Raw genomic sequence first — 16570 nt, forward strand, 5'->3', positions numbered from 1 at the left:
TTCTCTCAGTAGACGATCTGCATCATGGGCGGCGGTGCCTCGTCGAGCAGCACGCCCAGGCGCTTGAGCCCCTCCTCGAGGCGGGCGATGTCCTGTTCGGCCCCAAGGCTCACGCGGACTCGCCGCGGAGGCGGGGTCTGTTCCACCATGAACGGCACCGCGGTGGTGATGGCCAAGCCTTCCTGCTCGGCCTGCTGCTGCAGCTCCTCGGCGCGCCAGGCGTCGGGCAGCGATATCCATACGTGCAGGCTGGTGGGGCGCGACTCCAGGGCATGATGCCCCAGTAGCCGATGGGTAAGCTGCTGGCGTTCACCGAGCAAGGTGCGCTGCTCGGCGGCCATCGCCTCGACGGTGCCGTCTGCCAGCCAGCGGTCGGCGATCTCGAACACCAGCGAAGTGGCCATCCATGTCGTGGCGCGCATGCGCGGCAGCACATGGTGCAACTGGCCGCGTGGCACGGTGAGATAGCCGGCGCGCAGGCCCGGTACGGTCACCTTGGTCAGGCTGGTGACGTGGAAGCTCAGCTGCGGGATACGCGCCGCCACCGGCGTGAAGCCCGGCGCTTCCAGCAGGGCGTGCACGTCATCCTCGATCAGCCACACCCGATGGCGTGCCAGCACCTCGGCCACCGCGTCGCGACGTGCCTCGCTCATCGTCGCCCCGGTAGGGTTGAGCTGGGTTGGTGTCAGATAGAGTGCGCGCGGCTTGAAGCGATGGCAGGCCAGTTCCAGGGCCTCGGGCACGATGCCTTCGTGGTCGATGGCAATGCCGCGCAGCTGAAAGCCCAGCGTGCGCGACAGGGCGATCAGGCCGTGATCGGTCAGTGCCTCGGTCAACACCAGGTCGCCATGCTGCACCACGCTCGAGATCGCCAGCATCAGGCCATGCGCGGCGCCATTGCAGAGGATTCGGTCGTCCATCTCGCCGGGCACGTGTAGACGGGACTGCAGCCAGGCGCTGGCGCGCTCGCGCTGATGGGCGAGCCCGGCAATGGGCCGGCAGGCGGTGATCACCTCGGGGCTGGCGTGCTCGGCAAGCTCCGCCAAGGCCTGGCGAAAGCGCAGGTGATGGCCCGGCGGACACACCGGATGGGCGATCGACAGGTCGATGAGCGGATTTTCCTGGCGTGCCTCGTGGCCGCGCAGGTAGGCCGACTCACGGGCATCGTCCAGGGCGTTGATCCAGGTGCCGCTGCCGACTCGAGCCTGTACCAGCCCCATCTTCTCGGCCTGGGCATAGGCGCGCGACACGGTCTGCACGCTGACCCCCAGGCTCTCGGCAAGCTGCCGGTGAGGTGGCAGCCGCGTGCCGGGCGCAAGCTCGCCCTGGCGAACCGCTTCCGAGAGGGCGCGAGCAATGGCCAGGTACTTGGGACCCGTATCCGTCAGGTACGGGGTCAGATCAATTGTCATGATTCAATAAAGCCTTTGACCGCCTGCCAAGGGGGAGTGCTACTATCAGCTTAGCGGCATTGGCTTGGAATTGTCATGCTTTTGAGTTGCCATGATCATGACAATTTCTGTCAACGGTTCCCCTTCCTGACCGACGGCCGACTACCCTTTGGCCCGGCCCTCTCCCTGTGAAGGTGGCTGGCTCTTGGTGATGCAATGGCGAGTGCCCAATGACTCAGGTAACCCTGTCCTTCACTCGTGTGGAATACGCAAGCCGGCTATGGAAAGTGCGTGCCGAAATGGCCAGCCGTGGGATCGACGTGCTGGTGATCAGCGATCCCTCCAACATGGCCTGGCTGACCGGCTACGATGGCTGGTCCTTCTATGTGCACCAGTGCGTACTGGTGGGGCTGGAAGGGGAACCGGTCTGGTATGGGCGGCGCATGGATGCCAATGGAGCACTGCGCACCTGCTGGATCGATCCCGATAACATTACCTACTACCCCGACTACTACGTCCAGAACCCGGACATGCATCCCATGGACTACCTGGCCCAGTCGATCATGCCCGACCGCGGCTGGCACGAAGGGGTGGTGGGGTTGGAAATGGACAATTATTACTTCTCGGCCAAGGCTTACCAGAGCCTGCTGCGGGAGCTGCCCCATGCGCGCTTCATGGACGCCAACTCGCTGGTCAACTGGTGCCGTGCGATCAAGTCGCCCCAGGAGATCGCCTACATGCGCGTGGCCGGCAAGATCGTCGAGGGCATGCACTCGCGTATCCTCGAAGTGATCGAACCCGGTCTGCCCAAGAGCAAGCTGGTCTCGGAGATCTATCGGGTAGGCATCGAGGGCTGGGTCGACGAGCACGGCAAGGTCCATGGCGGCGACTATCCCGCCATCGTGCCCATGCTGCCCACCGGTAAGGATGCTGCCGCACCGCACCTGACCTGGGACGACACCCCGTTTCGCGAGGGCGAGGGCACCTTCTTCGAGATCGCCGGTGTCTACAAGCGCTACCATGCGCCCATGTCGCGCACGGTGTTCCTGGGCCGACCGCCGCAGGATTTCGTGCGCGCCGAATCGGCGCTGCTCGAAGGTATCGAGAACGGCCTGGCGGTGGCCAAGCCCGGCAACCGTACCGCCGATATCGCCATGGCGCTGGGCGCGGCGATGGACAAGTACGGCTTCGACCGCGGCGGTGCCCGCTGCGGCTACCCCATCGGCATCAGTTACCCGCCGGACTGGGGCGAGCGCACCATGAGCCTGCGCCCCTCCGACGAGACCATTCTCGAACCCGGGATGACCTTCCACTTCATGCCGGGCATGTGGCAGGACGAGTGGGGACTCGAGATCACCGAGAGCATCCTGATCACCGAAACCGGCTGCGAATCGCTGGCCAGCTTCCCGCGCCAACTGTTCGTGCGCTGAACTTGCATGCCGTCAACGAAGGGCGCTGGGGCAAGCCGAAGAGGAGGTCTTTTGCCATGGAAGGCAAAAGTAGCGTACAGGGAGGTATTCACAGCGCCTCCTCGCTGGCTTGCCGCCAGAATAGCCCGAGCAGTCGCCTGCTGCCACTGAACAAGGAGTTCCGAAAATGACCAAGCGACCCAGCCCGATCAGCGCCACCGTGGACTTCGACGCCGACGGCGTCCAGCACGGCTTCCTCAAGCTGCCGATCTCCACCGACGAATCGGCCTGGGGGGCGGTAATGATTCCGGTCACCGTGATCCGGAACGGCGAGGGGCCCACGGCGCTGCTGACCGGCGGCAACCACGGCGACGAGTACGAGGGCATCACCGCACTGCTGAAGCTTGCCAGTGAGCTGCGCACCGAGGACGTACGGGGACGGGTGATCATCGTGCCGATGATGAACATGCCGGCCGCCATGGCCGGCAAGCGTACCTCACCGATGGATGGCGGCAACCTCAACCGCAGCTTTCCCGGCGACCCCGACGGCACGGTGACCGAGAAGATCGCCGACTATTTCACCCGGGTGATGGTGCCGATGTGCGACGTGGTGCTCGACCTGCACTCCGGCGGGCGTACCCTGGACATCATCCCCTTCGGCGCCTCCCACGTACTCGACAACCCCGAGCAGCAGCGGCAGGCGCTCGAGGGTGCCAAGGCGTTCGGTGCGCCCTACGCCATGATGATGTTCGAACTCGATGCCGCGGCGCTGTTCGACACCGTGGTGGAAAGCCAGGGCAAGGTCTTCGTTGCCACCGAGCTTGGCGGCGGCGGCACCTCGACGCCCGAGAGCCTGGCCCTTACCGAACGCGGCGTGCGCAACTTCCTGGTCCATTTCGGTCTGATCGAGGGCGAGGTGGAGATGCCCGCCGAGCCGCAGGTCTACCTCGACATGCCCGATGCCAGCTGCTACGTGCAGAGCGAGCATACCGGCCTGCTCGAGCTGACCCTCGCTTTGGGCGCCAAGGTCGAGAAGGGGCAGGTCCTCGCCCGGGTCTACGACATCACCCGCAGCGGCACCGCACCGGTGGAGTACCGCGCGGGCCGCGACGGCATCCTGGCGGCGCGGCGGTTCCCGGCACTGGTCAACATGGGCGACACCATTGCGGTAATCGCCGAGGTGGTGGATTCGCTGGGCTGAAGGCGATCTTCCGGCTGCGCCCGACTGAAGAAAGAGAAAACGATGAAGCTTGATCGCTATGACCTGAAGATTCTCGAGATCCTGTCCCGCGACGGACGCATTACCAAGTCGAAGCTGGCCGAGGCGATCAACCTCTCGGTCAGCCCCTGCTGGGAGCGGGTGCGGCGGCTGGAGAAAGCCGGCATCATCGAAGGCTACAGTGCCCGTATCAATTCCCAGGCGCTGGTCAAGCGTACCCCGGTGTGGGTTCAGATCGAACTCAAGCAGCACAATGCCGAGAGCTTCGCCTGCTTCGAGGCGCTGGTCCGCGATACCCGCGAGGTCACCGAGTGCGTGGCCGTGGGGGGCGGAGTGGACTATCTGATGAAAGTCGAGGCCGACTCCGTGGACGCCTACCAGCGTTTGATCGACGAGTGGCTGACCTCCGATGTCGGCATCGAGCGTTACTTCACCTATATCGTGACCAAGACGGTCAAGCGCCCCGCCCCAGGCCTGGGGCAGAGTGATTTTTCTCAGTTGCTTTAAGTTGGGGCCGCTGGTAATGCGGCATCCAACGAGGACTCAACGTTGATACTCTGACAGCATCCATGGCATAAGCTAAAGGCGAGGGTGAACAGGAGTTCACCCGGCCGGGCGATCTTCCGGCATGACGCAGCGGTGCCGGATGAGATGGTTAGCGCCCTGAGACGAGATCGCCTGACGCAGAGAGATGCCCATGTCCTACTTCACCATTGCCGGGGTGCAGATGCAGGCCCTGCATCACGGTGACAATACCGAGGCCATGCGCCACCGGGTCGATGTGCTGATGAGCCGCTTCCCCCAGGTGCAGATGGTCCTGTTCAGCGAGCTGATGCCGTTGGGTGCCTCACCACAGCATGCCCACCCGCTGCCGAGCCATGTCGAGCAATTCTTCTGCCAGCTGGCCGAGCAGTACCGCATCTGGCTGATCCCCGGCTCGATGTTCGAGCAGACTGAGCACGGCATCTACAACACCCTGTCGGTGATCGACCCCCACGGCCAGGTAGTGGCGCGCTACCGCAAGATGTTTCCCTTCAGGCCCTACGAGGCGGGAGTGGAGAGCGGCAGCGAATTCGTGCTCTTCGATGTCCCCAATGTCGGCCGCTTCGGCGTGTCGATCTGCTATGACATGTGGTTTCCCGAGACCACCCGGACCCTTGCCGCCATGGGTGCCGAGGTGATCCTCCACCCGACCATGACCGATACCATCGACCGCGACATCGAACTCTCCATTGCGCGTACCAACGCCGCGGTCAACCAGTGCTACTTCTTCGACATCAACGGTGCGGGCGCCATCGGCAATGGCCGCTCCATCGTGGTGGGGCCCTCGGGTGACGTCATTCACCAGGCCGGATCCGGCGAAGAGATCATGCCCATCGAGGTGGATTTCAGCCGCGTGCGGCGTGAGCGCGAGACTGGCCTGCGCGGCCTGGGGCAACCGCTCAAGAGCTTCCGTGACCGTCAGGTGGATTTCTCCATCTACCGCTTCGAGCACGGCCCCTCGCCGTTCCTTGCAAGCCTGGGGCCGCTGGCCAAGCCACAGCGTACGGATATCGAGGAGTACTGACCACCAAGGAGGTCATCATGCGGGAGTTCCTGATTCGCCTGATGCAACGATTCTTCCGGCCCCGGGGCTCCCTCCCGGCAGCGGCCCGCCCAAGACGCGCCGCTGCCGCCCCTTCCGCCATCGATGGAGCGAAAAAAATGAACAAGATCACTAGCATTGCCGATGTGCGTCGTCATTTCCGCAACAACAAGGAGCCCGTCTACTTCATCTCCGCCACCAACTTCAACCTGCTCGGCATCGGCGACTGGGTGGGTAATTTTCGCCACATCAACTACATCGACTGCTTCGACGGTCAGCAGCGCAACGTCTTCGTCCCCAAGGAAAAGTTTCCTCGCGACTTCGAGAGCATCGAGGACATCAACAACTATCTGCTCGAACACAAGGAGGTGATTGACTTCCTCCAGTCCAGAGCCTCCGGCGACAGCGCCGGGGTAGCGGCGTTCCTGATGTTCGACGAGCACACCGAAGAGATTTGCCAGCAGCTCGGGCTGCGGGTCGCCTTCCCGCCAGCGGCACTGCGCAGCCGGATGGACAACAAGATCGAGACGGTACGTATCGGCAACAAGGCCGGGGTGCCCAGCGTGCCCAACGTGCTGGCCAAGGTCGGCAGCTATCAGGAACTGCTCGAGGTGAGCCGCGAGCTGGGCGACGATCTGGTGGTACAGACCGCCTTCGGCGACTCTGGCCATACCACCTTCTTCATCGCCAGCGAAGACGACTACTACAAGCATGCCGAGGAGATCGAGGCCGAACCCGAAGTCAAGATCATGAAGCGCATCAACTGCCGCGGCTCGGCGATCGAGGCCTGTGCCACCCGCTGTGGCACCGTGGTGGGTCCGCTGATGACCGAGCTGGTGGGCTTCAAGTCGCTGACGCCGTACAAGGGCGGCTGGTGCGGCAACGAAATGTTCGCTGGCGCCTTCAGCCAGGAGATTCGTGACAAGGCCCGCGAGTACACCTTCAAGTTCGGCGAGGCGTTGCGTGAGGAGGGCTATCGCGGCTACTTCGAACTCGACTTCCTGATCGACATGGACAACGGTGAGGTCTACCTGGGCGAACTCAATCCGCGCGTCACCGGCGCCAGCTCGCTGACCAACGTGGCGGCCTTCGCCCACTCCGACATTCCGCTGTTTCTCTTCCACCTGCTGGAGTTCTCCGACGTCGACTTCGAATTGGATATCGAGGAGATCAACGAGCGCTGGTCGCATCCGGACAGCGTCGACAGCTGGAGCCAACTGGTGATCAAGCACACCGACGAAAGCGTCGACCTGCTGACCCAGGCGCCGCGCACCGGGGTCTGGACCATGGCCGAGGGCGGCAAGGTCAGCTACGACCACTACAGCTACCACCCTCATGCCGCCGAGAGCGAGCGTGAGGCCTTCTTCCTGCGCATCAGCGGGGCGGGGGATTTCCGCTACGAGGGCGCGGATCTGGGTATTCTGATCACCCGCGGACGCCTGATGGACGATGACTTCCAGCTCACCGAACGGGCCCGCGCCTGGATCGAGGGCATTCGCGGCGAATATGCCGGCCAGCCGCTGCAGGATCCCGCAGTGGAGGAAGTTGCCGTGAGTCACGCCATCGGCGGCGGCAATTTCAAGATCCTGTGAAAGTCGAGGTCGAAAGGCATCACGAGGCGCAGCAGGTGGAAATGGAGAAATCGCTGGTGTTCCGTACCCTGCACGAGGAGGCGCCGGGGCCCAAATGGCAGTCGCTGTTCGACTACCACTGGCCGGCCTACGAGGCCTGGTACCTGGCAGAGGGTGAGCGGGAGCGGCCAGCCTACCTGAGCTGCTACAACGCCTTGCGCCAGCATATGCCGGAGCTGCTGGAGACCTATCGTGCGCTCTGCGAGCTGGCCGGCGGCGGCGACCTGGCAGCGCGCTTCCTCAGTCTCTACCAGCCGCCTCCCTACATCACCGGCTGCTCCCAGGCGGTATTGGCACGGCACGGTTCTACCCTGCTGGCGCGCAACTACGACTATCCGCCGGAACTGTGCGAGGGCACCGTCCTGCATACCCGCTGGAACGGACGTGGCGTGATTGCCATGACCGACTGCCTGTGGGGCGTGCTCGATGGCATGAACGACCGCGGGCTTGCCGTTTCGCTGGCCTTCGGCGGGCGCAAGGCCGTGGGTGAGGGCTTCGGCGCCCCCATCATCCTGCGCTACCTGCTGGAGTTCTGCGACAGCGTCCCCGAGGCGGCCGAGGTGCTGGCGCGGGTACCCACCCACATGGCCTACAACATCACCCTGACCGATGCCGCCGGGCGCTACGTCACGGCGATGATCGGCCCCGATCGTCGCGCTAGCATCCGCCGGGTGCCGGTGGCCACCAACCACCAGAAGAAGATCGAGTGGTATGCCCATGCGCTGGCTTCGGAGACCCTGATCCGCGAGCGCCAGCTATCGATTCTGGTTGACGACCCGGCCACCACCGAGGGGCGCCTGCTCGAGGCCTTTGCCGCGCCGCCGCTGTTCCGGCGTGACTATGGGCGTGGGCTTGGCACCATCTACACCGCGGCCTATTGGCCCGCGACGGGGCGGGTGAGCTACCGCTGGCCGGGCGAGATCCTCGACCTGACTTTCGACCGCTTCCCCGAGAGAGAGCTGCGGGTCCGTTACGGCCCCAGGTAGCCGGCACGGGCGGCCGTGTGCCGTCACCGGCAGAAAGATAATGAACAACGATGGAAGGGTGTTGCCATGCAAGAGAGCAGCCAAACCGAAACGCCCTACACGGCGCTGGGCTTCTACCACAAGATCTCCCAGCTGCGTGCCGATACCTGGAACGCACTCAAGCGCGATCTTGGTCAACTGGTGCGGCTCGGTGACGAGAGCCGGGCGCGCAACCTGATCAAGGCGATCGACGTCAAGCTGACGCGGCTCGAGATCATCGAGGACTACCACGCTTTCCCTTCAAAGGAGGACTTCCGCCATCTGTGGACGCTGTTCGACCGCGAGGAGTACATGCTGCTCGAGAAGGTGGTCAAGCGGCTGGTGCGGGCGCTGATCAGCGAGTCCTATCGGCGTCGGCACGTGGATCTCTCCGAGACCGATGCCGATGCCGAGGATCTCGAGACCCTCGACGCCCTGGCCCAGCTCCGGCGCGGGCATCCCGCCTCGAACAGTTCGGCACAGCCCTACTTCGAACTGCTTATCGTCGACAACCTCTCGCCCCAGGAGGAGGAGGTCGTCCGCGAGGCCTTCCGCAACATGCGCCGCCCCGAGGATCGCTTCGTCTACGACGTGGTCACGGTACGCAGCTTCGAGGACGCGCTGATTGCGGTGCTGGTCAACCCCAACATCCAGGCCTGCCTGATCCGCTACGAATTTCCCTACAAGTCGAAGTACAACCTGAGTGCCCTGCGCAACTACCTCGAGGGGCTGTCGGAGAAGGATCTCGAACACCAGACCGAGGCCGAGCGCAGCATCCTGCTGAGCACGATGATCCACGAGCTGCGCCCCGAGATCGATCAGTTCCTGGTCACCAGCGGCGACGTGGAGGCCACGGCGAGCCGCGACATTCGCTACTTCAACCGCATCTTCTATCGCGAAACCGACTACATCGAGCAGCACCACACCATCCTGCGTGCCATCGACAGCCGCTATCGCACGCCGTTCTTCGACGCCCTGCGCGAGTACAGCAAGAAGCCCACCGGGGTCTTCCACGCCATGCCCATCTCGCGCGGCAAGTCGGTGACCCGCTCGCACTGGGCGGGGCACATGATCGACTTCTATGGCATCAACATCTTCCTTGCCGAGACCTCGGCCACCTCCGGCGGGCTCGACTCCCTGCTGCAGCCCTACGGGCCGATCAAGAAGGCCCAGGAGTACGCGGCACGGGCCTTCGGCGCGCGCCAGAGCTTCTTCGTCACCAACGGCACCTCGACCGCCAACAAGATCGTGGTGCAGGCGCTGGTCAAACCGCGCGACATCGTGTTGATCGACCGCGATTGCCACAAGTCGCACCATTACGGCATGGTGTTGGCCGGTGCCCATGTCAGCTATCTGGACTCCTACCCGCTCAACGACTACTCGATGTACGGCGCGGTGCCGTTGCACGAGATCAAGAAGACCCTGCTCGAGTACAAGCGTGCCGGCCAGCTCGACCGGGTCAAGATGCTGCTGCTGACCAACTGTACCTTCGACGGCGTGGTCTACAACGTGCGCCGGGTGATGGAGGAGTGCCTGGCGATCAAGCCCGACCTGGTGTTCCTGTGGGACGAGGCGTGGTTCGCCTTCGCCTCCTTCAACCCCACCTACCGGCCGCGCACGGCCATGCATGCGGCACGCACCTTGAGAGAGCGCTACCGCAGCGACAAGTACCGGGAGGAGTACGATGCGTGGAAGGCCGAGTTCGACAAGCTCGACCCCGACGACGACGCCACCTGGCTGGAGCGTCGGCTGATGCCCGATCCCGAGGCGGTGCGTATCCGCGCCTACGCCACCCACTCCACCCACAAGACCCTGACCTCGCTGCGCCAGGGCTCGATGATCCACGTCTTCGACCAGGACTTCCGCCAGCGCGTGGAGGCCCCGTTCCACGAGGCCTACATGACCCACACCTCCACCTCACCCAACTACCAGATCCTCGCCTCGCTCGACGTGGGTCGCATGCAGGCCGAGATGGAGGGCTTCGAGCTGGTCCACGCCCAGGTGGAGACGGCGCTGTCGCTACGCGAGCAGCTCTACACCCATCCGCTGCTGCAGAAATACTTCCGCGTGCTCAAGAACAGCGACATGGTGCCCGCCGAGTATCGCGAATCGGGGGTCGAGTCCTACTACGACCCGGTCACCGGCTGGAACCAGATGGAGGAGGCCTGGGCGCGGGACGAGTTCGTGGTCGACCCCACCCGGGTGACCATTGCCATCGGCAATACCGGGGTGGACGGCGATGCCTTCAAGAATGAGTACCTGATGAACAAGTACGGTATTCAGATCAACAAGACCTCGCGCAACACGGTGCTGTTCATGACCAATATCGGCACGACTCGCGGCTCCATCGCCTACCTGCTCGACGTGCTGATCAAGCTGGCCAAGGAGTTCGAGTACCGCTGGGAGGAGAGCAGCCGTCCCGAGCGCAAGATCATCGAGCGCCGGGTACACTCGCTGACTCAGGAGCTGCCGCCGCTGCCCGATTTCAGCCGCTTCCACGACGCCTTCCGCCAGTGCCCCGAGACTCCCGAGGGCGACATCCGCCGTGCCTATTTCCTGAGCTATGACGAGGAGAATACCGAGTACCTGCGCTTCGACAACGGCGAACTCCAGGCCGAGATGCGCGCTGGCCGCGACGTGGTCTCGGCCAGCTTCGTGATTCCCTACCCACCGGGCTTTCCGGTGCTGGTGCCGGGGCAGGTCATCAGCGAGGAGATCCTTCACTTCCTGCAGGCGCTCGACGTCAAGGAGATTCACGGTTACCGGCCGGAGCTGGGCCTGCTGGTGTTCACCGAGGCGGCCTTGGCGGCCCCGCCGGAGACCTGAGCGCCGCGCGCAGAAAAAAACGCAACTTAGCCATGGAGGACAAAAAAAAGCGCACTTGCCCTGCTGGTTAACGAAAAGTCCCGCCCCGGGTTTGCCCTTACCCTGTACCCATCGAGCAGCCGCCGGCTGCTCTGTCGTTTTTGCAACAGTCGGCCCTTCAAGCGAGCCGATGTCAGGGGAGGTGCCCATGAAACTGTCCAAGACGCTGACCGCACGGCTCGACGATCCGCGCCTGTTCCGCGAACATGCCTACGTGAACGGCAAGTGGACCCACGGCGAAGGCGGCCGTGAGGAGACGGTGATCGACCCTGCCACCGGCGAGGCCATCGGCTACATTCCCTGGCTCGAGGCGCACCAGATCCGTGAAGCCGTGGACGCCGCCGACGCGGCTTTCGCCCACTGGCGTGCGCTGCGCGCCGACGAGCGCTGCGAGCGCTTGTTGGCCTGGCACGACCTGCTGCAGGCGAACCGCGAGGACCTGGCCATTATCATGACCCTGGAGCAGGGCAAGCCGCTGCCCGATGCCCGCGGCGAGGTGGAGTACGGTGCCAGCTTCGTGCGCTGGTTCGCCGAGGAGGGCAAGCGCACCTTCGGCGAGACCATCCCCAGCCACATCCCCAACGCCGCGCTGGGCACGCTCAAGGAGCCGGTGGGTATCGCCGCGCTGATCACGCCGTGGAACTTCCCGCTGGCGATGATCACCCGCAAGGCTGCCGCCGCCATGGCCGCCGGTTGCCCGGTGATCGTCAAGCCGGCCGGCGAGACGCCGTTCTCGGCGCTGGCGCTGGCCGAACTGGCCGAGCGTGCCGGCATTCCGGCGGGTGTGTTCAACGTGGTGCTGGGCGAGCCGGCGGAAGTGTCGAAAATTCTATGTGCCGAGGAACGCGTCAAGGCGCTATCCTTCACCGGTTCCACTCGCGTCGGCCGGCTGCTGCTGGAGCAGAGCGCCCAGACGGTCAAGCGCGTGTCGCTGGAGCTGGGCGGCAATGCGCCCTTTATCGTCGGCCCCGACATGGACCCCAAGGAGGCGGCTTTTGCGGCGGTGGCGGCCAAGTTCCAGACCGCCGGCCAGGACTGCTTGGCGGCCAATCGCATCCTGGTGCACGAGTCGATCCACGACGAGTTCGTCGAGCACTTCGCCGAGCGCATGGCGGCACTGACCGTGGGCAACGGCATGGAGAGTGAGGTCGACCTGGGGCCGCTGATTCACCGCCAGGCGGTGGACAAGGCCGCCGCCATCGTCGATGACGCCATCTCGCGTGGCGCCACGCTGGTGGCCGGCGACCAGACCCAGGCGCCGGGCGAGAACTTCTTCATGCCCGTGCTGCTCACCGGGGTGACGCCGCAGATGAAGGTGTGGCGCGAGGAGAACTTCGCCCCGGTGGCCGGCGTGACCGCCTACCGCGACGACGACGAGGTCATCGCCATGGCCAACGACACCGAGTACGGTTTGGCGGCGTACGTGTACACCCACGACATCCGCCGCATCTGGAAGCTGCTGCGGGCGCTGGAGTACGGCATGGTCAGCGTCAACTCGGTGAAGATGACCGGCCCGCCCGTGCCCTTCGGCGGCGTCAAGCAGTCCGGCCTGGGCCGCGAGGGCGGTATCACCGGCATCGACGAGTATCTGGAAACCAAGTATTACTGCCTGGGGGCCTTGGGCTCCGTTTCAGGCAGCTGAAGCGACAGGAAACGCCAGTGCATCCCGTCTCGCGATGCCCAAGGGCGAAACCCTGACGCTGCGTTTGCGGCTTGCGCGTCGGACCGGAACAAGGTCCCTCTTGCCGGTCCTCGATCGACATCCCTGTCGATCGCCGCGCGCCGCTGCACTTGCGCCAGCGCCCTTGGGTAGATATCGCTCGATGGTCTGCCCTGGCGCCAGGCCATCGGCGTCATAACGAATTGAACATCTCCCCGCCGAGGCGGGGACCTGAAGAGAAGAGAGAACACAATGAGCCAGCAGCACCGCGATCTGATCGAGCGCGACCGCAAGGTCACCTTCCACGCCTCCACCCACTTGCGCGACTTCGCCCATGGCGATGCGCCGGGCCGCGTGATCACTGGCGGCAAGGGCATCCATATCGTCGACAAGGATGGCCGCGAGTTCATCGACGGCTTCGCCGGCCTGTACTGCGTCAACATCGGCTACGGCCGCACCGAGGTGGCCGAGGCGATCTACCAGCAGGCGCTGGAGCTCTCCTACTACCACACCTACGTGGGCCACTCCAACGAGCCGCAGATCGCGCTCTCCGAGAAGATCATCGAACTCGCTGGCCCCGGCATGTCCAAGGTCTACTACGGCCTCGGCGGCAGCGACGCCAACGAGACCCAGCTCAAGATCGTGCGCTACTACAACAACGTGCTCGGTCGCCCGCAGAAGAAGAAGGTGATCTCGCGCCAGCGCGGCTACCACGGCTCCGGCCTGGCCACCGGCTCGCTGACCGGCCTCAAGGCGTTCCACGACCAGTTCGACCTGCCGCTGGCCGGTATCCTGCACACCGAGGCGCCTTACTATTACCACCGTGCCGCCGAGCAGGAAGGCATGAGCGAGCGCGAGTTCTCCCAGTTCTGCGCACGCAAGCTCGAGGAGATGATCCTGGCCGAAGGTCCCGACACCGTAGCCGCCTTCATCGGCGAGCCGGTGCTCGGCACCGGCGGCATCGTGCCGCCGCCGGAGGGCTACTGGGAGGCGATCCAGGCGGTGCTGGCCAAGTACGACGTGCTGCTGATCGCCGACGAAGTGGTGTGCGGCTTCGGCCGTATCGGCGCCGACTTCGGCAGCCATTACTACGGCATCAAGCCCGACCTGATCACTGTCGCCAAGGGCCTGACCAGCGCCTACCAGCCGCTCTCCGGCGTGATCGTCGGCGACCGCGTGTGGAGCGTGCTGGAGCAAGGCACCGCCGAGTACGGCCCCATCGGCCACGGCTGGACCTACTCCGGCCACGCCTTGGGCTGCGCCGCGGCGCTGGCCAACCTGGCGATCATCGAGCGCGAGGGACTAACCCAGAACGCCGCCGAGACCGGCACCTACCTGCAGCAGCAGATGCTGGCCGCCTTCGGTGACCATCCCATCGTCGGCAACGTGCGCGGCGTGGGCATGCTGGCGGCGCTGGAGTTCTCCGTCGATCCGGCCAAGCGCCAGCACTTCGATGCCGCGCACAAGGTCGGCCCGCGCATCGCCGCGGCGGCGCTCGACGAGAACCTGATCGCCCGCGCCATGCCCCAGGGCGACATCCTCGGCTTCGCGCCGCCGCTGGTGGCCACCCGCGCCGAGGTCGACGAGATCGTCGCCCGCGCCGAGCGCGCGGTGAACAAGGTCACCGACCAGCTGGTTCGCGAAGGTATCGTCAAGGCCACCATGTCACTAAGCTAAGCCGATCCGCCGCGGGGGAAGGCTCCTCCGCGGCGTGATTTTATCTGCTCCGGTCGGTCGTCTAGGCTGAAGGCACTCGGTTACGACCGGCGTCCTTGGCCACGTGAGAATCCGCGATGACCCAGTCCGAGCACGGCGTTTCCCTCTCCTCCCTCTACCAGGCCCGCCGCCGTATTGCCGGCCAGGCGGTACGTACCCCGCTGGTCCGCTGCCATGCGCTCTCCGAGCGTTTCGATGCCGAGATCCTGCTCAAGCTGGAAACCCTGCAGCCGACCGGCGCCTTCAAGCTGCGCGGCGCCACCAACATGATTGCCGCACTGATCGAACGCCACGGCCGCGACGCCCTGGCCGCCGGGGTCGTCACCGCCTCCACCGGCAACCATGGGCGCGCGGTGGCGTATGCCGCGGCCCGTCTCGGCGTGCCGGCGGTGGTTTGCCTGTCGCGGCTGGTGCCGGCCAACAAGGTGGCCGCCATCGAGGCGTTGGGCGCCGAGGTTTGCAGCGTGGGCGAGAGCCAGGACGAGGCCTTCGGCGAGGTCGAGCGGCTGGTGGCCGAGCGCGGCATGACATTGATTCCACCCTTCGACGATGCCCTGATCGCGGCCGGGCAGGGCACCATCGGGCTGGAACTGATGGAGGACGCGCCGGACCTCGACCGGGTCATCGTCGGGCTTTCCGGCGGTGGGCTACTGGGCGGCATCGGCGTGGCAGTAAAGGCCATTCGCCCCGAAGCACGCGTGACCGGGGTGAGTCTCTCCCACGGTGCGGCCATGTGGGAGAGCCTTCAGGCGGGGCGACCCGTGGCGGTGGAGGAGGTCGCGAGCCTGGCCGACTCGCTGGGCGGTGGCATCGGCCTCGACAATCGCTGCACCCTGGCCCTGGTGCGCGAGGTGATGGATGACCATTTCCAGGTCTCGGAGAAAGCCATCGCTCACGCCATGATCGATATCCTCGAAGGCGAGAAGCTGCTGGTGGAGGGCGCCGCCGCGGTGGGGCTGGCCGCGCTCGCCGAGCATGGCATCGACGTGAGCGGCCAGCGGGTGGCGTTGATTCTCTCCGGCAACGGCGTGGCGCTGGAGACGCTGGATCGGGCGCGCCAGCTTGCCGGTCGTTGAGTCCCTGATTCGTTTCCAAGGAGGAGAGATGAAGCTCTATCAGCGTGACGAGATCGAAGCAGTGGTCGGTATCGACGAAGAGGCCCTGCGTCAGGTCGAGGCGGGCTTCGCCGCCTTGGGCCGTGGCGAGGTGGTGCAACCGCCGATCCTGTCGATGTCGATGGAGGAGTTCAATAGCGAGGTCGACGTCAAGACGGCCCATATCAAGGGCTGGGAGTGCTTCGCCATCAAAGTCAGTACCGGCTCCTTCGACAACCCCAAGCGCGGCCTGCCGAGCCTCAGCGGCTTGATGATGCTGTTCTCCGCCGAAACCGGACGGGTCGAGGCGGTGCTGTTCGACGAGGGCTACCTGACCATGGTGCGCACCGCGGTGGCCGGGGCGATTGCGGCCAAGCACCTGTCGCGCGAGGACAGTCGACGGGTGGCAGTGATCGGCGCTGGCGAGCAGGCCCAACGCCAAGTCGAGGCGCTGCGCCTGGTGCGCAACATCGACACTCTCGACGTCTGGGCGCGTCGCCCCGAAGGCGCCGAGGAATACGCCGACCGCATGCGCAGCCGGGGGTTCACCGTCAGCATGCACGACAGCGTGCATGCCGCCTGTGACCAGGCCGACATCATCGTGACGGCGACGCCGTCGCGGGAGCCGCTGTTGCAGGCCAGCGATCTGCCCGAGGGGGTCCACGTCACGGCCATGGGCTCGGATAGCCCCGACAAGCGTGAACTCGATGAGTCGGTGTTGACCCGTGCCGATGTCTTCGTTTGCGACAGCCGGGCCCAGAGCGAACATAACGGTGAACTCAAGGTTTTCGCCAATGCGGGGCGAGAGCCGCCGTTCAAGGTACACGAGCTGGGGCGCGTGATCTCGCGGGGCGAGCGACTGAGGGTCTCACCGGCGGCCATCACGGTATGCGACCTGACCGGTACCGGGGTACAGGATACCGCCATTGCCAGCCTCGCCCTGTCACGGTTAGTCGCTGGGTGACGTTCGTGCCCGCCACACCTGGCTTGAGCCCG

The 16570-nt window shown here is 65.1% G+C and carries 12 protein-coding genes; 11 read left to right on the forward strand and 1 reads right to left on the reverse strand.

Annotated features, from left to right (window positions below):
• Positions 1 to 5: 5 nt before the first annotated feature.
• Positions 6 to 1412: a MocR-like ectoine utilization transcription factor EhuR gene (gene ehuR / locus ACUY1T_RS13575; RefSeq protein WP_446023636.1), complete on the reverse strand. Its 1407-nt coding sequence runs from the start codon at positions 1410 to 1412 to the stop codon at positions 6 to 8.
• 209 nt (positions 1413 to 1621) lie between these two features.
• On the opposite strand from ehuR, the gene doeA reads away from it, so the two are divergent.
• The 11 genes from doeA (at position 1622) to ACUY1T_RS13630 (ending at position 16538) form a co-directional block, all read left to right on the forward strand.
• Positions 1622 to 2821 (forward strand): ectoine hydrolase DoeA, encoded by a 1200-nt coding sequence (gene doeA, locus ACUY1T_RS13580; protein ID WP_446023638.1) that lies wholly within the window; start codon positions 1622 to 1624, stop codon positions 2819 to 2821.
• 166 nt (positions 2822 to 2987) lie between these two features.
• Complete coding sequence (doeB, locus tag ACUY1T_RS13585; protein ID WP_446023640.1) at positions 2988 to 4001, forward strand: N(2)-acetyl-L-2,4-diaminobutanoate deacetylase DoeB; 1014 nt, start codon at positions 2988 to 2990, stop codon at positions 3999 to 4001.
• A gap of 42 nt (positions 4002 to 4043) precedes the next feature.
• Entirely contained in the window at positions 4044 to 4526 is a 483-nt protein-coding gene (locus ACUY1T_RS13590) for an Lrp/AsnC family transcriptional regulator (RefSeq protein ID WP_446023641.1), read from the forward strand.
• Positions 4527 to 4716: 190 nt separating this feature from the next.
• Positions 4717 to 5586, forward strand: a complete 870-nt coding sequence (locus ACUY1T_RS13595; RefSeq protein WP_446023643.1) for a carbon-nitrogen hydrolase family protein — start codon at positions 4717 to 4719, stop codon at positions 5584 to 5586.
• A 137-nt stretch (positions 5587 to 5723) separates the two neighbouring features.
• Complete coding sequence (locus ACUY1T_RS13600) at positions 5724 to 7196, forward strand: biotin carboxylase (RefSeq protein ID WP_446023645.1); 1473 nt, start codon at positions 5724 to 5726, stop codon at positions 7194 to 7196.
• Positions 7193 to 8221, forward strand: coding sequence for a C45 family autoproteolytic acyltransferase/hydolase (locus ACUY1T_RS13605; protein ID WP_446023646.1), 1029 nt, complete (start codon positions 7193 to 7195; stop codon positions 8219 to 8221). Before ACUY1T_RS13600 ends, ACUY1T_RS13605 begins: the two co-directional genes overlap by 4 nt.
• Before the next feature lie 66 nt (positions 8222 to 8287).
• Positions 8288 to 11065, forward strand: a complete 2778-nt coding sequence (locus tag ACUY1T_RS13610) for an aminotransferase class I/II-fold pyridoxal phosphate-dependent enzyme (protein ID WP_446023648.1) — start codon at positions 8288 to 8290, stop codon at positions 11063 to 11065.
• 187 nt (positions 11066 to 11252) lie between these two features.
• Positions 11253 to 12746 carry an NAD-dependent succinate-semialdehyde dehydrogenase gene (locus tag ACUY1T_RS13615; protein ID WP_446023650.1) on the forward strand — a complete coding sequence of 498 codons (1494 nt, stop codon included), beginning with the start codon at positions 11253 to 11255 and terminating at the stop codon, positions 12744 to 12746.
• 270 nt (positions 12747 to 13016) lie between these two features.
• Entirely contained in the window at positions 13017 to 14441 is a 1425-nt protein-coding gene (locus tag ACUY1T_RS13620) for an aminotransferase (RefSeq protein ID WP_446023651.1), read from the forward strand.
• Positions 14442 to 14557: 116 nt separating this feature from the next.
• Positions 14558 to 15556 (forward strand): hydroxyectoine utilization dehydratase EutB, encoded by a 999-nt coding sequence (gene eutB / locus ACUY1T_RS13625; RefSeq protein WP_446023653.1) that lies wholly within the window; start codon positions 14558 to 14560, stop codon positions 15554 to 15556.
• 28 nt (positions 15557 to 15584) lie between these two features.
• Positions 15585 to 16538 (forward strand): cyclodeaminase, encoded by a 954-nt coding sequence (locus ACUY1T_RS13630; protein WP_446023655.1) that lies wholly within the window; start codon positions 15585 to 15587, stop codon positions 16536 to 16538.
• Positions 16539 to 16570 lie beyond the last annotated feature (32 nt).

The sequence above is a fragment of the Billgrantia sp. Q4P2 genome, assembly GCF_052806135.1.